19 protein-coding genes are annotated in these 20,551 nt (G+C 61.3%); 5 read left to right on the forward strand and 14 right to left on the reverse strand.

Annotation, left to right across the window (positions count from 1 at the left end; translation table 11 throughout):
* Positions 1-2: 2 nt before the first annotated feature.
* The 8 genes from BFP95_RS11775 to BFP95_RS11810 form a co-directional block, all read right to left on the reverse strand.
* A complete protein-coding gene (locus tag BFP95_RS11775) occupies positions 3-674 on the reverse strand; it encodes a M23 family metallopeptidase (protein ID WP_065875511.1) in 672 nt (223 codons plus the stop codon).
* 191 nt (positions 675-865) lie between these two features.
* Positions 866-1,774, reverse strand: a complete 909-nt coding sequence (locus tag BFP95_RS11780; protein WP_065875512.1) for a response regulator — start codon at positions 1,772-1,774, stop codon at positions 866-868.
* A gap of 168 nt (positions 1,775-1,942) precedes the next feature.
* Positions 1,943-2,704 carry a phosphate signaling complex protein PhoU gene (gene phoU, locus BFP95_RS11785; RefSeq protein WP_049710891.1) on the reverse strand — a complete coding sequence of 254 codons (762 nt, stop codon included), beginning with the start codon at positions 2,702-2,704 and terminating at the stop codon, positions 1,943-1,945.
* A 70-nt stretch (positions 2,705-2,774) separates the two neighbouring features.
* Positions 2,775-3,608 (reverse strand): phosphate ABC transporter ATP-binding protein PstB, encoded by an 834-nt coding sequence (pstB, locus tag BFP95_RS11790; protein ID WP_049710890.1) that lies wholly within the window; start codon positions 3,606-3,608, stop codon positions 2,775-2,777.
* Positions 3,609-3,795: 187 nt separating this feature from the next.
* Complete coding sequence (pstA, locus tag BFP95_RS11795; protein ID WP_065880302.1) at positions 3,796-5,466, reverse strand: phosphate ABC transporter permease PstA; 1,671 nt, start codon at positions 5,464-5,466, stop codon at positions 3,796-3,798.
* 15 nt (positions 5,467-5,481) lie between these two features.
* A complete protein-coding gene (locus BFP95_RS11800; RefSeq protein WP_175403037.1) occupies positions 5,482-7,515 on the reverse strand; it encodes an ABC transporter permease subunit in 2,034 nt (677 codons plus the stop codon).
* 384 nt (positions 7,516-7,899) lie between these two features.
* Positions 7,900-8,886 carry a phosphate ABC transporter substrate-binding protein PstS gene (locus tag BFP95_RS11805; RefSeq protein WP_049710887.1) on the reverse strand — a complete coding sequence of 329 codons (987 nt, stop codon included), beginning with the start codon at positions 8,884-8,886 and terminating at the stop codon, positions 7,900-7,902.
* Positions 8,887-9,064: 178 nt separating this feature from the next.
* Positions 9,065-10,354: an MFS transporter gene (locus BFP95_RS11810; RefSeq protein WP_065875515.1), complete on the reverse strand. Its 1,290-nt coding sequence runs from the start codon at positions 10,352-10,354 to the stop codon at positions 9,065-9,067.
* A gap of 402 nt (positions 10,355-10,756) precedes the next feature.
* Here BFP95_RS11810 and BFP95_RS11815 point away from each other — a divergent pair, with 402 nt between their 5' ends.
* Together BFP95_RS11815 and BFP95_RS11820 are read left to right on the forward strand one after the other, a co-directional pair.
* Entirely contained in the window at positions 10,757-11,161 is a 405-nt protein-coding gene (locus BFP95_RS11815; RefSeq protein WP_003176975.1) for an acyl-CoA thioesterase, read from the forward strand.
* Positions 11,162-11,218: 57 nt separating this feature from the next.
* Complete coding sequence (locus tag BFP95_RS11820) at positions 11,219-12,118, forward strand: D-hexose-6-phosphate mutarotase (protein WP_065910119.1); 900 nt, start codon at positions 11,219-11,221, stop codon at positions 12,116-12,118.
* 117 nt (positions 12,119-12,235) lie between these two features.
* On the opposite strand, the gene BFP95_RS11825 is transcribed toward BFP95_RS11820, so the two are convergent.
* The 5 genes from BFP95_RS11825 to BFP95_RS11845 form a co-directional block, all read right to left on the reverse strand.
* Positions 12,236-12,772: a DUF3299 domain-containing protein gene (locus BFP95_RS11825; RefSeq protein WP_010207590.1), complete on the reverse strand. Its 537-nt coding sequence runs from the start codon at positions 12,770-12,772 to the stop codon at positions 12,236-12,238.
* 77 nt (positions 12,773-12,849) lie between these two features.
* Complete coding sequence (locus BFP95_RS11830) at positions 12,850-13,095, reverse strand: GlsB/YeaQ/YmgE family stress response membrane protein (RefSeq protein ID WP_003231726.1); 246 nt, start codon at positions 13,093-13,095, stop codon at positions 12,850-12,852.
* Between the two features lie 106 nt (positions 13,096-13,201).
* Entirely contained in the window at positions 13,202-14,287 is a 1,086-nt protein-coding gene (locus tag BFP95_RS11835) for a 5-(carboxyamino)imidazole ribonucleotide synthase (protein ID WP_065875518.1), read from the reverse strand.
* A gap of 11 nt (positions 14,288-14,298) precedes the next feature.
* The gene (gene purE, locus BFP95_RS11840; RefSeq protein WP_003176980.1) at positions 14,299-14,790 is read right to left on the reverse strand and encodes a 5-(carboxyamino)imidazole ribonucleotide mutase; all 492 of its coding nucleotides are present in this window, start codon (positions 14,788-14,790) and stop codon (positions 14,299-14,301) included.
* A 268-nt stretch (positions 14,791-15,058) separates the two neighbouring features.
* A complete protein-coding gene (locus BFP95_RS11845) occupies positions 15,059-15,967 on the reverse strand; it encodes a LysR substrate-binding domain-containing protein (protein WP_065875519.1) in 909 nt (302 codons plus the stop codon).
* Between the two features lie 182 nt (positions 15,968-16,149).
* On the opposite strand from BFP95_RS11845, the gene aspA reads away from it, so the two are divergent.
* Positions 16,150-17,574 carry an aspartate ammonia-lyase gene (gene aspA / locus BFP95_RS11850; protein WP_065910120.1) on the forward strand — a complete coding sequence of 475 codons (1,425 nt, stop codon included), beginning with the start codon at positions 16,150-16,152 and terminating at the stop codon, positions 17,572-17,574.
* Between the two features lie 32 nt (positions 17,575-17,606).
* On the opposite strand, the gene BFP95_RS29780 is transcribed toward aspA, so the two are convergent.
* Entirely contained in the window at positions 17,607-17,774 is a 168-nt protein-coding gene (locus BFP95_RS29780; RefSeq protein WP_175405973.1) for a hypothetical protein, read from the reverse strand.
* Between the two features lie 191 nt (positions 17,775-17,965).
* Between BFP95_RS29780 and BFP95_RS11855 the strand changes: the two genes are divergently transcribed.
* Positions 17,966-19,417: an alanine/glycine:cation symporter family protein gene (locus BFP95_RS11855; protein WP_065875520.1), complete on the forward strand. Its 1,452-nt coding sequence runs from the start codon at positions 17,966-17,968 to the stop codon at positions 19,415-19,417.
* Positions 19,418-19,494: 77 nt separating this feature from the next.
* Positions 19,495-20,472 (forward strand): asparaginase, encoded by a 978-nt coding sequence (locus tag BFP95_RS11860; protein ID WP_065875521.1) that lies wholly within the window; start codon positions 19,495-19,497, stop codon positions 20,470-20,472.
* Positions 20,473-20,551: the final 79 nt, after the last annotated feature.

The raw sequence follows: 20,551 nt of genomic DNA on the forward strand, positions 1-20,551 counted from the left end.
CCTCAATTGCCCAACGCGAAGTTGGGCAATGCACCCACTGGCTGGTTGAACTCGTACGGGATCGACACCAGCCCCGCCTCGCTGGCGCGCTGCACCACAAAATGCAGATGCGGCCCGCTGCTGTTGCCGGTATTGCCCGACAACGCCAGCGGGCTTCCCACCGCTACACGCTGCCCTGCCCTGACACTCACCGAACCTTGCTTGAGGTGCAGGTACACGCCCTCGGTGCCGTCATCGTGACGCACCCGCACGAAATTGCCTGAGGCATCACTGCCACGCCCCTCCTGCTCAGTCTCGGTCTTCACCACCACACCGCTGCGCGCCGCAATGATCGGCGTGCCTTCCGGCATGGCGATGTCCATGGCGTAGCGGCTCTTGGCGTCGGTGTGGCTGAAGCTACCGTTGGGGCCTTGGCTCAGGCGGAACGGGCCGCCGCGCCAGGGCAAGGGATAGCGGTAGGCTTGTTGTGAATAACGCGGTTGGGGCGCCAGGGGCATCAGCGGTTTCACGCGTTCGACCCTACGCTCCTGGATCACAAACGCCTGGGCACCCGGGGTTTGCCGGTCACTGAAAAACACCTCGCCATTGGCATCGGTGGATTTGTAGAGGGTCATGGCCTGGGTCGAAGTGACGACCGCTGCCAGCCCGCAGCACAGTAGTAAGCGCATGAGCATGGCGTGAACCTGCCGATATGACTGCACGGGAGATTAGCTAGCGATCGTTACAGTCTGTAGTGAGCGGGCTTGTCCCGCGCTGGGTGGCGAAGCCGCCCTAATGCAGCCACCGCATTTTTTCAGATGAAACGCGTCGTCTGGTTTTGGGGCGGCTTCGCCACCCAGCGCGGGACAAGCCCGCTCACTACAAATCACGCACCCGGCACAAAATGCTTCTGCGCCGTACCGCGTGCAATCAGGCGGGAGATGTAGTCGAGCTTCTGCGCGTCCTGGTCGATAAACCGGAAGGTCAGTTGCAGCCAGTCGCTATCAGGCTTGGGTTCGAAGGCGACGATGGCATGCAGGTAGCCGTTGAGGCGCGCCACTTCAGCGTTGTCGCCTTGTTCCAGGTCGAGCACGGCGCTTTCCAGTACCTGAGGCAGGACTTCGCCGCGACGGACCACCAACAGCGCTTCCTTTATGCTCAACGCCTTGATCACGCATTGTTGGGTGCCACTGGACAGGCGCAACTGACCTTGACCACGACCGCCGGCCGGGGATGCCGCGGCAGGCGCTTGAGCCGCTGGGCTGTTGAGCAGGCCTCGGCTCGGAGCAGGAGCAGCAGCCACTGGTGCCGACTTGACCGCTTCGGGTTTGCCGCCGGTCAGGGCGCTCAGGGAGTCGTTGCCGAAGGCCGAGTTCATCTTGGTGGGTGCGCTGGCGACCAGGGCGTCGAGGCGGCCAACCTTATGCAGCGCCTGCTTGACCTTGCTCAGCAGCTGTTCGTTGGTGAACGGCTTGCTGACGTAGCCGGAAACCCCGGCCTGGATGGCCTGGACCACGTTTTCCTTGTCGCCACGGCTGGTCACCATCACAAATGGCATGGCCTTGAGGTGAGGTTGCTCACGGCACCAGGTCAACAGCTCAAGCCCGGACATCTCCGGCATTTCCCAGTCGCACAGCACCAGGTCGAAGGATTCGCGCATCAGGATGGCCTGGGCCTTTTTACCGTTCACCGCGTCTTCAAGCTTGATCCCGGGGAAGTAGTTGCGCAGGCACTTCTTCACCAGGTCGCGGATAAACGAGGCGTCATCCACCACCAATACACTGACTTTACTCATCGACCCTTCATCCTATAAAAACTTCGGCACGCAAGACGCCTGACTGATGGCATTTTGCCAAAACTCTGCAGTCACGTTCGGACTATCTTTCATCCGAAACGTAATAAATTCAGCTGCCGCAAACGAAAACGCCCGACCAAAGGCCGGGCGTTAATTTCTCGGGCAACCTTACTTATCGTCAGTTACGCCCGGAACATTAGGGATTTGATCGACTGAACCTTCAACTTCGGCCTTCATGCGCTTGAGGCCCATGTGCCGTACGTCGGTGCCGCGCACCAGGTAGATCACCAATTCCGAGATATTGCGCGCGTGGTCGCCGATCCGCTCCAGGGAGCGCAGTACCCAGATAATGCTCAAGACCCGCGAGATAGAGCGCGGGTCTTCCATCATGTAGGTCGCCAGCTCGCGCAGCGCGGTCTTGTACTCGCGGTCAATGACCTTGTCGTACTGGGCCACCGACAGGGCCAGGTCAGCGTCGAAGCGCGCAAACGCGTCGAGTGCATCACGCACCATGTTGCGCACCTGGTCGCCGATATGACGCACTTCCACGTAACCACGCGGTGCTTCGCCTTCTTCGCACAGCTGGATGGCACGGCGGGCGATCTTGGTGGCTTCGTCGCCGATGCGCTCCAGGTCGATCACCGACTTGGAGATGCTGATGATCAAACGCAGGTCGGACGCTGCCGGTTGGCGACGGGCGAGAATGCGCAGGCATTCTTCGTCGATGTTGCGTTCCATCTGGTTGATCTGGTCATCGATCTCCCGCACTTGCTGGGCCAGGCCCGAGTCGGCCTCGATCAGCGCAGTGACGGCGTCGTTGACTTGCTTTTCCACCAGCCCGCCCATCGCCAGGAGGTGGCTGCGCACTTCCTCGAGCTCGGCGTTGAACTGCGCGGAGATGTGGTGGGTAAGGCCTTCTTTGCTAATCATGTTGGCGTCCTTGGAGCGTCCGGTAAGGTGCGGAGAACCGCAGCGTCAGTGCGATGAGAACCACAGCGTCCTAGCCGTAGCGACCGGTGATGTAGTCTTCGGTCTGCTTCTTCGCCGGATTGGTGAACAGGGTATCGGTATCGCCGAATTCCACCAACTTGCCCATGTACATGAACGCGGTGTAGTCGGAAACCCGCGCCGCCTGTTGCATGTTGTGGGTCACGATGACGATGGTGAACTTGGACTTGAGCTCGTAGATCAGCTCTTCAACCTTCAGCGTCGAAATCGGGTCGAGTGCCGAGCAAGGTTCGTCGAGCAGCAGCACTTCCGGTTCCACCGCGATGGTGCGCGCGATCACCAAACGTTGCTGCTGGCCGCCGGACAAGCCGAGTGCCGACTCGTGCAGGCGGTCTTTGACCTCGTCCCACAGCGCCGCGCCCTTGAGTGCCCACTCAACCGCTTCGTCGAGAATGCGCTTCTTGTTGATGCCCTGGATGCGCAGGCCGTAGACCACATTTTCGTAGATGGTCTTGGGGAACGGGTTGGGCTTCTGGAACACCATGCCCACGCGACGACGCAGCTCGGCCACGTCTTCGCCCTTGCGGTAGATGTTGGTGCCGTAGAGGTTGATGGCACCTTCCACGCGGCAACCGTCGACCAGGTCGTTCATGCGGTTGAAGGTGCGCAGCAGCGTCGACTTGCCGCAGCCCGACGGGCCAATGAAGGCGGTCACACGCTGCTTGGGGATGTTCATGCTGACGTCGAACAGCGCCTGCTTTTCACCGTAGTACAGGCTCAGGCCCGGCACTTCGATGGCCACGGTTTCCTGGGCCAGGCTCAGGCTCTGCTTGTCGCGACCCAGGGCAGACATGTTGATGCCGTGGGAATGGGTGTCTTGTTGCATGGGATGCTCCCTGTGCTACCAATTCGTTTCGTTGAACCGCCGGGGCGGTTTACTCAAAAATCTGTGTCTGGCGCTGGCCCCTGTGGGAGCTGGCTTGCCTGCGATGGCATCACCGCGGTGTACCTGCTAAACCCAGTCGCCTGCATCGCAGGCAAGCCAGCTCCCACATTGACCGTGTCCGGCCCGCTTAGCTGTCCAACGCCTTGTATTTTTCGCGCAGGTGGTTACGGATCCACACCGCCGACAAGTTGAGCGTGGCGATCACCAGCACCAGCAACAAGGCGGTGGCGTACACCAGTGGCCGTGCCGCCTCGACGTTAGGGCTCTGGAAGCCGACGTCATAAATATGGAAGCCCAGGTGCATGATCTTCTGGTCCAGGTGCAGGTACGGATAGTTGCCGTCCAGCGGCAGCGACGGGGCCAGCTTCACTACACCGACCAACATCAGCGGCGCCACTTCACCGGCGGCGCGGGCCACGGCGAGGATCATGCCGGTCATCATCGCCGGGCTGGCCATCGGCAGCACGATCTTCCACAGCGTTTCCGCCTTGGTCGCGCCGAGTGCCAAGGAACCTTCACGTACGGTGCGAGGAATCCGCGCAAGGCCTTCTTCGGTGGCCACGATCACCACCGGCACCGCCAGCAGCGCGAGGGTCAACGAAGCCCAAAGCAGGCCCGGCGTACCGAAGGTCGGCGCCGGCAGGGCTTCGGCGAAGAACAGGCGGTCAACCGAGCCACCCAATACATACACGAAGAAGCCCAGGCCGAACACGCCGTAGACGATGGCCGGTACGCCGGCCAGGTTGTTCACAGCGATACGGATGATGCGCGTCAACGTGTTCTGCTTGGCGTATTCACGCAGGTACACCGCCGCCAGCACGCCGAACGGCGTCACGATCATTGCCATGATCAGGGTCATCATCACGGTGCCGAAGATGGCCGGGAAGATCCCGCCTTCGGTGTTGGCCTCCCGCGGGTCATCGCTGAGGAATTCCCAGACCTTGCTGAAGTAGAAGCCGATCTTGGTCATCGTGCCCATGGCGTTAGGCTGGTAGGCGTGCACCACTTTGCCGATGCCGATTTCCACTTCCTTGCCGTTGCCGTCACGGGCGGTCAGCGAGTCGCGGTTGAACTGGGCATGCAGGTCGGCCAAGCGTGCTTCGATGTCTTGGTAACGGGCATTCAGTTCGGCGCGGTCAGCGTCCATGTCGGCTTGGGCGGCGGCGTCGAGCTTGCCTTCCAGCTCCAGTTTGCGACCGTGCAGGCGGATGCGTTCAAGGCCGGCGTTGATCGCGCCAATGTCGGACTTCTCCAGGGTCTTGAGCTGGGCAGCCAGCTTGTTGACGCGGTCGACACGGGCCTGCAGCTCTGGCCACGCAGCTTCGCCTTCGGCGATGACCTTGCCATCCTGTTTGACGTTGACCAGCGTGCCGTAGAAGTTGCCCCACTCACGCCGCTCGATGGTCATCAGGTTCGCAGGCGTGGTCTGGTCCTTGAGCCACTCGCCGACGATCCAGGTGAAGTCGTTGCCGTTCAGGTCGCGGTTGCCGACCTTGATCAGCTCGCGGGTCATGAATTCCGGGCCTTGGTCCGGCACGGGCAGGCCAGCGCTTTTCAGGCGCTCACGCGGTACTTCTTCTTTCTGCACCACTTCGCCGATGACGATGTGATTGGCCTGGCCCGGTACGGTGTAGTTGGCCTGGATCAGGTCGGCTGGCCAGAAGTGGCCCAAACCACGCACCGCAATCACAGCCAGCAAACCAATGGTCATGATGACCGCGATGGACACCGCGCCACCGCTGATCCAGACGCCCGGGGCGCCGCTCTTGAACCATCCATTCAGGGAGTTCTGTTTCACAGACTTCTACCTTTCTTAAAGCGACGAGTATTTCTTGCGCAGACGCTGACGGATCAGCTCGGCGAGGGTGTTCATGATGAAGGTGAACAACAGCAGCACCAGCGCCGAGAGGAACAGCACGCGGTAGTGACTGCCGCCGACTTCCGACTCGGGCATTTCCACCGCGACGTTGGCCGCGAGCGTGCGCAGGCCTTCGAACAGGTTCATTTCCATCACCGGGGTGTTACCGGTGGCCATCAACACGATCATGGTCTCGCCGACAGCGCGGCCCATGCCGATCATCAGCGCCGAGAAGATGCCCGGGCTGGCGGTCAGAATCACCACGCGCGTCATGGTCTGCCACGGGGTGGCGCCCAGGGCCAGGGAGCCCAGGGTCAGGCCGCGCGGCACGCTGAACACAGCGTCTTCGGCGATGGAGTAAATGTTCGGGATCACCGCGAAGCCCATGGCCAAACCGACCACCAGGGCGTTGCGCTGGTCGTAGGTGATGCCTAGGTCGTGAGAGATCCACATACGCATGTCACCGCCAAAGAACCAGGTCTCCAGGTAGGGGCTCATGTACAGCGAGAGCCAACCCACAAACAGGATCACCGGGATCAGGATCGCACTTTCCCAACCATCGGGAACGCGCAGGCGGATCGACTCAGGCAGGCGGCTGAACACGAAGCCGGCGACCAGGATGCCAATCGGCAACAGCATCAGCAGGCTGAAAATCCCCGGTAGATGCCCTTCCACATACGGCGCCAGGAACAGGCCGGCGAAGAAGCCGAGGATCACCGTCGGCATGGCTTCCATCAGCTCGATCACCGGCTTGACCTTGCGGCGCAGGCTCGGAGCCATGAAGTAAGCGGTGTAGATCGCCGCGGCAACGGCGAGCGGCGCAGCCAGCAGCATGGCGTAGAACGCAGCCTTCAAGGTGCCGAAGGTCAGCGGGGCCAGGCTCATCTTGGGTTCGAAGTCGGTGTTGGCGGCGGTCGATTGCCAGACGTATTTAGGCTCGTCGTAGTTTTCGTACCAGACCTTGCTCCACAACGCGCTCCAGGAGACTTCCGGGTGCGGGTTGTCCAGCATCAACGGCTGCAACTTACCGCCGGCTTCCACGATCACGCGGTTGGCGCGGGGCGACAGGCCATACACGCCTTGTCCGTCGACGACCGGGTCAACCAGCAGCGTGCGGTGCGCGGTGCTGTGGAACACGCCAAACTTGCCGGAGGCATCGAGGGCAGTGAAGCCTTTGCGACGCTCTTCAGCGGAAATTTCAACGATAGGCGTGGTGCCCATCTGGAAGGTGCGGATCTGCTTGAGGTGCTGCTCGCCATCCGGGTCACGGGCCATGAACCACTGGGCCAGGCCGCCCTTGGAGTTACCGATGATCAGCGAGATACCACCCACCAACTGAGTGCTGGCGGTGACTTCAGCGTTGCCGTCTTCCAGCAGCTTGTAGCGACCGTTGAGGCTGTTGTCGCGCAGGCTGAATACATCGGCGAGGGCACGGCCGTTAATCACATAGAGCCACTGCTGGCGTGGGTCGATGAAGATCGCCTTCACGGGCTCAGTCATTTGCGGCAGCTCGATACGCTTCTGCTCACTGGTGACTTCGCCGGTCATCATGTTTTCTTCGCGGCTCAGGGACAGCACGTTCAAGTGCGAACCGGCCGAACCGGCGACTACCAAGGTGGAGTCCGTGGCATTGAGGGCGACGTGCTCCAACGGACGGCCGGCGTCATCCAGCACGATCGGGGTTTCACCGTAGGGGTATTCGATTGCAGGCGAAATGGTTTTGTTGCCGTCCGGGTAGGACACCTTATAGGTGTGGCGGAACACCAGGGATTGGCCGTTGGACAAACCCAGGATCACCAGCGGGCTGCCGGGTTGGTCTTCACCGATGGACGCAACGCTGGTGCCGGCGGGCAGCGGCAGGTCGACACGCTTGAGTTCGGCGCCCGTCGCCACATCAAAGAACAGCGCCTGGCCCTTGTCGGAAACCCGCATGGCAACTTGGTTCTGTTCTTCGAGGGAGATCATCAGCGGCTTGCCGGCGTCCTGGATCCAGGCCGGGGTCAGTGCGTCTTCCTTGGTCAATGAGGCGCCCTGGAACAAGGGCGCGACGACATAAGCAAGAAAGAAGAAAATCAGGGTGATGGCGCCGAGGACAGCGAGGCCGCCGACCAGTACATACCAACGGGTCAGTCGGTCCTTGAGCGCGCGAATGCGGCGTTTGCGTTGCAGCTCAGGCGTATTGAAATCAATGCGCTTGGGGGGAGAAGTCGTCGTCATGGTGGAATTGGCCAGATCATTCATGCGCACACCCTAGCGATCCTGTATGACAGAAAGATGACAGTGCAGTGACGCAACAAATCCGCCGCGAAGCATAGCTGGCAGCGGATTGGAAAATTCGGAGGCGGAGCCGGCAGGCCGGCCCCGCAGAGGCAATCAGTTGCCTTCTTTCAGACCCAGGTCAGCCAGTGCCTTGGCGGCGACTTTGGCTGGCAGTGGGATGTAGCCGTCTTTCACTACAACTTCCTGGCCCTGTTTGGACAGCACCAGCTTCACGAACTCAGCTTCCAGCGGAGCCAGAGGCTTGTTCGGGGCTTTGTTGACGTAAACGTAGAGGAAGCGCGACAGCGGGTATTTGCCGTTCAGGGCGTTTTCTTCGCTGTCTTCGATGAACTCAGTGCTGCCTTTCTTGGCCAGGGCCACTGTTTTCACGCTGGCGGTCTTGTAGCCGATGCCCGAGTAACCGATGCCGTTCAGCGAGGAGCTGATCGACTGCACGACCGAAGCCGAGCCTGGTTGTTCGTTCACGTTTGGCTTGTAGTCGCCTTTGCACAGGGCTTCTTCTTTGAAGTAGCCGTAGGTGCCGGACACCGAGTTACGACCGAACAGTTGTACTGGCTTGTTGGCCAGGTCGCCGGTCACGCCCAGGTCACCCCAGGTTTTCACGTCGGCTTTGCCACCGCACAGGCGAGTCGAGGAGAAGATGGCGTCGACTTGTTCCATGGTCAGGTGCTGGATCGGGTTGTCCTTGTGCACGAATACAGCCAAGGCATCCACGGCAACCGGGATAGCGGTTGGCTTGTAGCCGTACTTCTGCTCGAAGGCGGCCAGTTCGGTGTCCTTCATCTTGCGGCTCATCGGGCCCAGGTTGGAGGTGCCTTCAGTCAGCGCAGGTGGCGCAGTAGCGGAGCCGGCAGCTTGAATCTGAATGTTGACGTTCGGGTATTCCTTCTTGTAACCCTCGGCCCACAGGGTCATCAGGTTAGCCAGGGTATCGGAACCAACGCTGGACAAGTTGCCCGACACACCAGTGGTCTTAACGTAAGCCGGGATTGCCGGATCAACACCAGCGGCCACCGCGTTGGCGGTCGCAACGCCAGCAGCGACAAAAGTCATTGCCGCCATCAAACGTTTCAGTTTCATGCCTTGCTCCTAGCAGATAGGGATAATTGGATCGGGGCCAAGTATCAGGAGGCCGTGTGAACACTCTATGTCGGGAATGTGACAGTTAGATGAAAGGCCACTATTGGCAAGGGAGGGGATAAAGCGAGGAACGGCCATCACTCCCACGCAGGCCGTGGGAGCGATCGTTATCAAACAATCAGCGGGCGCGCTTCCACAGATACCCACCCACTACCATCCCCATCACACACAGCGCGGCAACGTAGTAGGCCGGGCCCATCGGGCTTTCTTTCATCAACAGCGATACGGCCAGCGGCGTCAGCCCGCCGAACACGGCGTAGGCCACGTTATAGGAGAACGACAACCCGCTGAAGCGCACCACGGGCGGGAAGGCTTTGACCATCACGTATGGCACCACGCCGATGGTGCCTACGAACAGGCCGGTCAAGGCGTACAGCGGGAACAGCCAGTCCGGGTGGGCCATCAGGCTGTGATACAGCGTCCAGGAAGTCGCCAGTAACAGCGCACATCCGCTGATCAGCACGCGGCCAGCGCCGAAGCGGTCGGCCAGGGCGCCCGAGGCGATGCAGCCCAGGCTCAGGGTGACGATGGCCAGGCTGTTGGCCTGCAGCGCCACGGTCGGGCTGAAGTGATAGACGGTTTGCAGCACGGTCGGGGTCATCAGGATGACCACCACGACGCCGGCGGACAGCAGCCAGGTCAGCAGCATCGACAGCACGATGGCGCCACGGTGGTCGCGCAGCACGGCGCGCAATGGCAGCTCGGCGGCCAGGGTCTTGCGTTGCTGCATCTCCGCGAAAATCGGTGTTTCATGCAGCCACCGGCGCAGGTACACCGACAGCAGGCCGAACACACCGCCGAGCAGGAACGGGATCCGCCAGGCGTAATCCGAGACCTGCTCCGGGCTATAAAGCGTGTTGATGGCGGTGGCCACCAGCGAACCCAGCAAAATGCCGGCGGTCAGGCCGCTGGTCAGGGTGCCGCAGGCATAGCCGATATGGCGTGGTGGTACGTGCTCGGAGACAAACACCCAAGCGCCTGGTACTTCGCCACCAATGGCTGCGCCCTGGATGATGCGCATCAGCAGCAGCAGGACCGGCGCCCACAGGCCGATCTGCGCGTAAGTCGGCAGCAAGCCCATGATCAGGGTCGGCACGGCCATCATGAAGATGCTCAGGGTGAACATCTTCTTGCGGCCCAGCAGGTCACCGAAGTGCGCCATGATGATGCCGCCCAACGGGCGCGCCAGGTAGCCCGCGGCAAAGATGCCGAAGGTTTGCATCATGCGCAGCCATTCAGGCATGTCGACAGGGAAGAAGAGTTTTCCGACCACGGTGGCGAAAAACACGAAAATGATGAAATCATAAAACTCCAACGCCCCGCCCAAGGCAGACAGCGACAGGGTTTTGTAGTCGTTGCGGGTCAGCGGGCGCGAAGGTTGCGCACTGCTTGCGGGCACGGAGGACATGGCAAGGCTTCTCTTATTAGTCAGAACGGCAAGCCCGAGGTGTTGGCAGGGCCGGAGCAGGTTCGGCAAGATAGCAAATCGCCCGGAAAAGCACACCAGAAGCACAGTTGCCACAAAAAGCCCCCATACAGCCGCGAATTGCCGACCAAATGAGCCCCCAGAGGTCGTCGTGGCGCCAGGGTCCCGATATACTCGGCCCTTGCAGGCGCAAGAACCGCAGTCTTGAGGGGCTGCTGTGCCAAAACGTTGTTGGGTGCCGTCCAGCCGATTTGGCAGAGTTTCCCTTTAGTACGCCTTACGAGAAACGCATCACGCGGTGTATGTTGGTGCTGAAACGTTTTTCCATAAGACGGCTATCCACTTGAAATACCCATGAAGCGTCACGGGTCAGAGGCCCTCGGCATGATCGAACTCGAACAAGAAGATCCAATCCCGCAAGGCGATCTCGCCCTGCAAATCACCGCCCTCCCACGTGAAACCAACGGTTTCGGCGATATCTTCGGCGGCTGGCTGGTCGCGCAGATGGACCTGGCCGGTACGGCCATGGCCAGCAAGGTCGCGGGCGGGCGTGTCGCTACCGTGGCGATTGATCGCATGGCGTTCCTTGTGCCGGTTGCGGTGGGCGCGCAGCTTTCCTTCTATACCCAGGCCTTGGAAATCGGCCGCAGCTCGATCCAGATGATGGTCGAAGTGTGGAGCGACGACCCGCTGTCCAGCGAATGGCGCAAGGTCACCGAGGCCGTATTCGTGTTTGTCGCCATCGATGGCAGCGGCCGTACGCGTTCGGTACCGTCACGCGCGCGTTAAACCTCACACGGTTTTGACGGTCAATTGCCCCATTGCCTGCCATTGAAGAGTGTTGCTATGCCTACGCCCCACGTTGAGACCGCGAAAATCGACGAGCTGGATTGCTGGCGCATCCGCCACAACGGCGCCGAACTGATGGTGGCCCAACAGGGTGCACATATCTTCAGTTACGGACGCGACGGCGAGCAGCCGCTGATCTGGCCGAACCCTGACGCGGTGTTCAAGCAAGGCAAAGGCATTCGTACCGGTGTGCCAGTGTGCTGGCCGTGGTTTGGCGTATTCGACCGCAACCCCCAGAGCGTCAAGGCGATGCGTCAAGGCGATCAGCCTGCCGGCGCGCACGGTTTTGCGCGCACGGCACGCTGGGAATTGGCCGGCACCGAGCTTGAAGGCGAGGCATTGCGTGTTGACCTGGTGCTGCCAGTACCTACGGGCGGCTTCCCTGGCTGGCCCCATCTAGTCGACCTGAGGCTGAGCCTGCTGCTCGACGACCAACTGCATATCCGCCTCACCAGCCACAACCGTGGCACTCACACCGTGACCTTCAGCCAGGCGCTGCACACCTATTTCGCCGTGAGCGATGTGCGCAACGTGCAGGTCGAAGGGCTGGACGGATCGGCGTATATCGATACCGCCGACGGCTGGAGCACAAAACAGCAATTCGGGCTGCTGCACTTCACCGGCGAGACCGACCGAATCTACCTGGATACACCAGCGCAGTTGAGCATCATCGATAACGACTGGCAGCGCCGCATCCAGCTCACCAGCCAGGGTTCGAAGTCGACCGTGATCTGGAACCCCTGGACCGAGCGCGCCAAGGCCTTTGATGACATGGCTGACGATGGCTGGCAAGGCATGCTCTGCATCGAGACGGCGAATGTGCTGGATGACGTGGTAAGCCTGGCACCTGGTGAAAGCCATACTCTGGGCGTGAGCATCGCCGGTATAGCCCTGTAAACGCCGATCAAAATGTGGGAGCTGGCTTGCCTGCGACGCAGACGACTCGGTGGGACAGTGGCACCGAGCCGATGCTATCGCAGGCAAGCCAGCTCCCACACTGATTGGTGTTGAGCCTTAGAGATCCGACTCCTTCACGACCCGCACCTTCCCCGCATCGAGCGCATAAGCCGCATCCGCCAAATCATTGTTGACCTTCTCCACCTTCAACGTGCCCGTCACCCACAGCGGCGTATAGATATCATCCAGCTTCAGCCCTTTGGGATAACGCACCAGCACCAACTGGTTAGGCGGCGGTGGCGGCACGTGGATGCATGCGCCCGGGTACGGCACCAGGAAGAACAGCGTGCTGCGGCCCTTGGCGTCGGTTTCCAACGGCACCGGGTAACCGCCGATGCGGATGTTCTTGCCGTTCATGGCCGCCACGGTCTTGGTGGAATACATCACCGCCGGCAAGCCTTTGCTTTGTTTCAAGCCGCCTTTGTCGGTAAAGGTGCCTTGGGCTTCGGGCGAGTTGTGGTCGATCTCGGGCATGGCTTCGAGGGCTTTTTGATCCGACAGCGGCATCAGGTCGAGCCAGTCGGTTTCCGGCAGTTCGCCGGCGTGTGCCAGGCCAGGGCCCAGCAAGAGGAGAGTCAATAGAAGACGGCGCATGGAGAAGCTCGGCAAGTACAAGTGCCGAGCATTCTAGCCCTCTGCGCCTGCGCAGCGCAGAGGACTTTGTCGGCTGATTACTTTCTTTTGATCAGGCCGTAGATCACCAGCAGCACGATGGCGCCGACCAAGGCACCGAGGAAGCCTGCGCCTTGACCCGCCTGGTAGATACCCAGTGCCTGACCACCGTAGGTAGCGGCCAGGGAGCCGGCGATACCCAACAGGATGGTCATGATCCAGCCCATGCTGTCGTCGCCAGGCTTGAGGAAACGCGCGAGCAGACCGACGATCAAGCCGATGAAGATGGTTCCGATGATACCCATGGCATTTCCCTCTGATTGAATGTGAGTCATGCCAAAGCCTAGCCAGGCTTTAGCATCCTGCAATCAGAGAGACGACGATGACCAATGGTTCCCGCCGCCCCTCGGCTTATTGCTCGGCGATCAGCGCTTCGACCTTGAGGATCTGCGCTTGCAGCGTCGCGCGGTCCTTGCTGCGCAGGTTGGCGTGACCGACCTTGCGCCCGGCCTTGAAGGCTTTGCCGTAGTGATGCAGGTGGCAGTCATCGATCGCAATCACACGCTCAACCGGCGGTACCACACCGATGAAGTTGAGCATGGCGCTTTCGCCGACCTTGGCCGTGGAACCCAGCGGCAAGCCCGCAACCGCCCGCAGGTGGTTTTCGAACTGGCTGCACTCGGCACCTTCGGTGGTCCAGTGCCCGGAGTTGTGCACGCGCGGGGCGATTTCGTTGGCCTTCAGGCCACCGTCGACTTCAAAGAACTCGAACGCCATCACGCCCACATAGTCCAGTTGCTTGAGCACACGGCTGGAATAATCTTCGGCCAGTGCCTGCAACGGGTGATCGGTGCTGGCCACGGACAGCTTGAGAATGCCGCTGTCGTGGGTGTTGTGCACCAACGGGTAAAAGCGGGTTTCGCCATCACGGGCACGCACAGCGATCAGCGAGACTTCGCCGGTGAACGGCACGAAGCCTTCCAACAGGCACGCGACGCTGCCCAATTCGGCAAAGGTACCGACCACATCGGCGGCAGTGCGCAGGACTTTCTGGCCCTTGCCGTCATAACCCAGGGTGCGGGTTTTCAGCACGGCCGGCAGGCCGATGTTGGCGACAGCGGCGTCCAGGTCTGCCTGGGACTGGATGTCGGCGAAGGCCGGGGTCGGAATGCCCAGGTCCTTGAACATGCTTTTCTCGAACCAGCGGTCGCGGGCAATGCGCAAGGCTTCTGCGCTCGGATAGACCGGCACGAACTGCGACAGGAACGCTACGGTTTCAGCCGGGACGCTTTCGAACTCGAAGGTCACCAGATCGACTTCGTCGGCCAGCTGACGCAGGTGGTCCGGGTCGCTGTAGTCAGCCCGCAGGTGTTCACCCAAGGCGGACGCGCAGGCGTCCGGCGCCGGGTCCAGGAAAGCGAAGTTCATCCCCAGCGGGGTGCCCGCCAAGGCCAGCATGCGGCCCAGTTGGCCGCCACCGATTACACCGATTTTCATCGTCAACAACCTCAGGCGATACGTGGGTCTGGATTGTCCAGCACGCTGTCTGTCTGCTCAGCGCGGAATTTTTTCAGCACCGCGTGGAACTGCGGGTGCTTGGCGCCCAGGATGCTGGCGGACAGCAAAGCGGCGTTGATCGCGCCGGCCTTGCCGATCGCCAGGGTCGCCACCGGAATGCCGGCTGGCATCTGCACGATGGACAACAGCGAATCCACGCCCGAGAGCATCGCCGACTGCACCGGCACACCAAGTACCGGCAGGTGCGTCTTGGCCGCGCACATGCCTGGCAAGTGCGCTGCACCGCCGGCACCGGCGATGATCACCTCGATGCCACGGGATTCTGCTTCATCGGCATACTGGAACAGCAAATCCGGGGTGCGGTGGGCGGAGACCACCTTCACTTCGTACGGAATGCCGAGTTTTTCCAGCATATCGGCGGTGTGGCTAAGGGTGGACCAATCGGACTTGGAGCCCATGATCACGCCAACCAATGCACTCATCGTCGTGCCTCTTCTCTCTGGGCGCCCGCGGGCGCGTCAAAAAACAACAAGCCACGCGGGAAATCCGGCGTGGCTTGTTGTACGAAATTGGGCCGGTTGGACCGGCCGAAGGCCGCGCAGTATACCGTAATAATTAAGATAAACAGCCCCTTGGATGACCATCTGTCTAGCGGCGCAAAGTGGCGGTTTTATTGACTTATGAGTCAGTCCAAGGCGCTGGAGAATCATGTGGGAGCAAGCCCGCTCCCACATTTGATGTTCGTCGCTCTCAGGTGCCTTGCGCCGCGCCACCTTCCAACTTGCGCCACAACAACCGCACGTTCGCCTTGCGCACCAACGCACAGCGATACAAACGAATCTCCAGCGGCACGTGCCATTGCGGCCCGCCGCACACCACCAATTCCCCGCGCGCCAGTTCAGCGCGCACGCTGAGCTGCGGCACCCAGGCGATACCCAACCCTTCCAAGGCCATGCTTTTGAGGCTGTCCGCCATGGCGGTTTCGTAAACCGTGGTAAAGCGCAGCGCACGCTGGCGCAGCAGCAAGTGCACCGAACGCCCGAGAAACGCACCGGCGCTGTAGGCCAGCAACGGCACGCTGCCCTCGCCTTCCAGGTCAAACAACGGTTTGCCGTCGGCATCGGCGGCGCACACCGGGAGCATTTCGGTGTTGCCCAAGTGCAGCGACGGGAAGATTTCGGCATCCATTTGCATGGCGGCATCGGGGTCGTAGAACGCCAGCATCAGGTCGCAGCCGCCCTCGCGAAGGGCGTGCACGGCGTCACCAACGTTAGTGGCGACTAACCGCGTGGCGATGTTCAGGCCTTCGTTGCGCAGTTGCGCGATCCAACGTGGGAAGAAACCCAATGCCAGGGAGTGAGCGGCCGCCACTTGCATGACCTCTCCCTGCCCGCCTTCCAGGTGATGCAAATGGCGCAGCACTTCACCGAGCTGCTCGACCACTGTGCGCGCGGTGACCAGGAACAACTGCCCCGCCGCCGTCAGCTCCACGGGGGTGCGGGAGCGGTTGACCAAGGTCAGGCCCAGCGCGGCTTCCAGGCTGCGGATGCGTCGGCTGAACGCCGGCTGGGTGACGAAGCGCCGTTCTGCCGCCTGGGAAAAACTGCGCGTTGCCGCCAGGGCGCTGAAGTCTTCCAGCCATTTGCTCTCAAGGTTCATCACTTCCTCCCACGGGTACGCACCATTTTGGCACACACGCCCGCCATCATAGCTGGGTCACACGCGCATTATGCCGTTTGTGCATAGGCCAGTGTTTAACAGCATTGGCCCAAAAACGTCTACACGCCTAGCATTCGCAGCGTTCCGGCCTGTTCCGGGTCCCTATCGAGATGATTTCCGTCATGTCCTCCGCTGCATCATTCCGCACAGAAAAAGACCTGCTTGGCGTACTCGAAGTACCTGCCCAAGCGTATTACGGCATCCAGACCCTGCGAGCGGTGAATAACTTCCGCCTCTCGGGCGTTCCGATTTCGCATTACCCGAAATTGGTGGTCGGCCTGGCAATGGTCAAGCAAGCAGCCGCTGACGCCAACCGCGAGTTGGGCCAGCTCAGCGAAGCCAAGCACGCTGCCATCAGCGAAGCCTGTGCCCGCCTGATCCGCGGCGATTTCCACGAAGAGTTCGTGGTGGACATGATTCAAGGCGGCGCCGGCACTTCAACCAACATGAATGCCAACGAAGTCATCGCCAACATCGCGTTGGAGGCCATGGGCCACAACAAGGGCGAATACCAGTATCTGCACCCGAACAACGACGTGAACATGGCGCAGTCGACCAACGACGCCTACCCGACCGCGATCCGCCTGGGTCTGCTGCTGGGCCATGACGCGCTGCTGGCCAGCCTCGACAGCCTGATCCAGGCGTTCGCTGCCAAGGGCGTCGAGTTCAGCCACGTGCTGAAAATGGGCCGCACCCAATTGCAAGACGCCGTGCCAATGACCCTCGGCCAGGAATTCCGCGCCTTCGCAACCACCCTGGGTGAAGACCTCGCACGCCTGAAAACCCTGGCACCGGAGCTGTTGACCGAAGTGAACCTGGGCGGCACCGCCATCGGTACCGGCATCAACGCCGACCCGCGCTACCAGGCCCTGGCGGTACAACGCTTGGCCGTGATCAGCGGCCAGCCGGTCGTACCGGCCGCCGACCTGATAGAAGCCACCTCCGACATGGGCGCGTTCGTGCTGTTCTCCGGCATGCTCAAGCGTACCGCAGTAAAACTGTCGAAGATTTGCAACGACCTGCGCCTCCTGTCCAGCGGCCCACGTACCGGCATCAACGAAATCAACCTGCCGGCACGCCAGCCAGGCAGCTCGATCATGCCCGGCAAGGTCAACCCGGTCATTCCGGAAGCCGTTAACCAGGTCGCGTTCCAAGTCATCGGCAACGACCTGGCGCTGACCATGGCAGCCGAAGGCGGCCAACTGCAACTGAACGTGATGGAGCCGCTGATCGCCTTCAAGATCTTCGACTCGATCCGCCTGCTGCAACGCGCCATGGACATGCTGCGCGAGCACTGCATCGTCGGCATCACCGCCAACGAAGCCCGCTGTCGCGAAATGGTGGAGCATTCTATCGGCCTGGTCACCGCGCTGAACCCTTACATCGGCTACGAAAACGCTACCCGCATCGCACGTATCGCCCTTGAAAGCGGGCGTGGCGTGCTGGAACTGGTGCGCGAAGAAGGCTTGCTCGACGACGCCATGCTCGACGACATCCTGCGCCCCGAAAACATGATTGCCCCACGTTTGGTCCCGTTGAAGGCCTAAGCGTTTGTTGCACCGCTCACCAGGTTGAGGGACTAGACACCTCTCACCTTTTGAGGGCCTGAAGGCTCGTTCTTCAGGCCCTTTTTTTTGCCTTGAGGTTGCGAAATGACGCCCATAAAAACTCCAATATCGCCCTGCAAACCCACCTTGACCGCCACTGCGTGGCTGAAACCTTTAATCAGCCCGAGCAGACGAATCACGTTCGCCTAGGTATAGTGCCGCCCCTCTCGCGTCTGCGGCCGTCGGTAACGAGGCCCTCAAACAGCGCGAAACCGCATGAATAACAACCCGCAAAAGGATTGGGGTCGAACTGTCGCGCACTGCCTGGTGCGATGCGACGGCGTTGAACCGTCCTGCGTTTGCCATTAGAAAAATCAGCGAGGAACACTCCATGCTCGAAGTCATCAACGACTTCCTCTCAGGGAAAGTACTGATCGTGCTCATTGTCGGGCTCGGCGGTTATTTCACGATTCGCTCGCGTTTCGTTCAATTGCGTCACTTCTTCCACATGTTTTCGGTGTTTAAAGACAGCCTCAAGAGCAGCTCGGGCCAGCTCAGCTCGTTCCAGGCGCTGATGCTCAGCCTGGCCGGCCGTGTGGGTGCCGGTAACATTGCCGGTGTCGGCATTGCCGTGACCCTGGGTGGCCCGGGCGCCGTGTTCTGGATGTGGGTCACCGCGTTGGTGGGCATGTCGTCGAGTTTCATCGAGTGCTCCCTCGGCCAGCTGTACAAACGCACCGACGCCGAAGGCACCTACCGTGGCGGCCCGGCTTACTACATCCAGCACGGCCTGCAAAAACGCTGGTTGGGGATGGTCATGGCGTTCCTGCTGTTGGTGACGTTCGGCTTTGCCTTCAACGGCCTGCAAGCGCACGCCGTGACGCACTCGCTGAACAACGCCTTTGGCCTGGACACCACCTACACCGGCCTGGCGCTGGCAGTATTGCTGGGCCTGGTGTTCATCGGCGGGATCAAGCGCATCGCTTCGATCGCCGACCTGCTGGTGCCAGTCAAGACCTTGGTCTACATCGCGGTAACCCTGTACGTGATCGTGCTGCAATTCGACCACGTGCCAGCCATGCTCGCGACCATCGTCAAGAGTGCCTTCGGCCTCGACCAAGCCTTCGGTGGCCTGGTGGGCAGCGCGATCATCATGGGTGTGAAACGCGGCGTGTTCGCCAACGAAGCCGGCTTGGGCAGTGCGCCTAACGTGGCGGCGGTGGCTTCCGTGGAACACCCGATTGCCCAAGGCGTGGTCCAGGCGTTCAGCGTGTTCCTCGACACCTTCGTGATCTGCACCTGTACGGCATTGCTGATCCTGCTTTCCGGTTTCTACACCCCAGGTTTTGAAGGCGACGGCATTGCCCTGACCCAGAACTCCCTGGCAGCCGTGGTCGGCGATTGGGGCCGCATGTTCATCTCGGTGGCCCTGGCGTTGTTCGTGTTCACCTCGATCATGTACAACTACTATCTGGGCGAGAGCAACCTGCGCTTTTTGGTCGGCAACAACCGCAAGGTGTTGATGGGCTATCGCGCGCTGGTGCTGGTGCTGATTTTCTGGGGTTCCATCGAAAACCTCGGCACCGTGTTCGCCTTCGCCGACATCACCATGACGATGCTGGCGTTCGTTAACCTGTTCGCCCTGGCGTTCCTGTTCAAGATCGCCATGCGCATCTTGAATGACTACGACAACCAGCGCGCGGCGGGCATCAAGACCCCGGTGTTCGATTCCAGCCAGTTCCCTGACCTGGACCTGGACCGCAAGGCCTGGCCGGCCAACCCGGTGAAGTCCGAGCCAGCGGCTCAAGCGTCGGCTGAACTGAACGCTCAACCGCAACGCTAAGCCTAGAGAGATGACACGCCGCCCGGCCTTGGGCATGCTCTGGGCCCGGCGGCGTTTTTCGTTCAGGAGAATCTTCGATGCAATCAGCCAACAACGTGATGGTGCTCTACACCGGCGGCACCATCGGCATGCAGGCCAGCGCCAACGGCCTGGCCCCGGCATCCGGTTTCGAAGCGCGCATGCGCGAGCAACTGGCCGACGCGCAGGTGCCGACGTGGCGCTTTCTGGAAATGTCACCGCTGATCGACAGCGCCAATATGACCCCCGCCTACTGGCAGCGCCTGCGCACCGCCGTCGTTGAGGCCGTGGACGCAGGCTGCGATGCCGTATTGATCCTGCACGGTACCGACACCCTGGCCTACAGTGCGGCGGCCATGAGCTTCCAACTGCTGGGCCTGCCGGCACCGGTGGTGTTCACCGGCTCGATGCTGCCCGCCGGCGTGCCCGACAGTGATGCCTGGGAAAACGTCAGCGGCGCGCTGCAAGCCTTGGGCAAAGGCTTGGCGCCAGGTGTGCACTTGTACTTCCATGGCGCGCTGATGGACCCGACGCGCTGCGCGAAGATCCGCAGCTTCGGGCGCCATCCCTTCGCCGCCTTGCAACGCCAGGGCGGTGTGCCGCGCGCCACCGCCTTGCCTGCTGCGTTGGACTATCGCCAAGCCAAGGGCCTCGCCACGGTCGGCGTACTGCCGCTGGTGCCGGGTATCGACGCGGCGGTGCTGGACGCAGTGATCGGCAGCGGCATTCAGGCGTTGATCCTGGAGTGCTTCGGCAGCGGCACCGGGCCAAGCGATAACCCTGGGTTCCTCGCCAGCCTCCAGCGTGCGCAGGACCAGGGAGTGGTGGTGGTTGCGGTCACTCAATGCCATGAAGGCGGCGTGGAACTGGATGTCTACGAAGCCGGCAGCCGTTTGCGCGGCGTGGGCGTGCTGTCCGGTGGCGGCATGACCCGCGAAGCGGCCTTCGGCAAGCTCAATGCACTGATCGGCAGCGGTTTGTCGTCCGACGAGACTCGAAGCCTGGTGGAAACCAACCTGTGCGGCGAACTGGGCTGACCCGCCGCCGTACATAAACACCGCCAAGCCTGGCCGAGCGATTTCTAGCATGACAGCACCCGAGGCACGACCTCGGGCG

Origin of the sequence: Pseudomonas sp. 58 R 12 (assembly GCF_900005865.1) — a bacterium.
Classification (GTDB): Bacteria; Pseudomonadota; Gammaproteobacteria; order Pseudomonadales; family Pseudomonadaceae; genus Aquipseudomonas; species Aquipseudomonas tritici.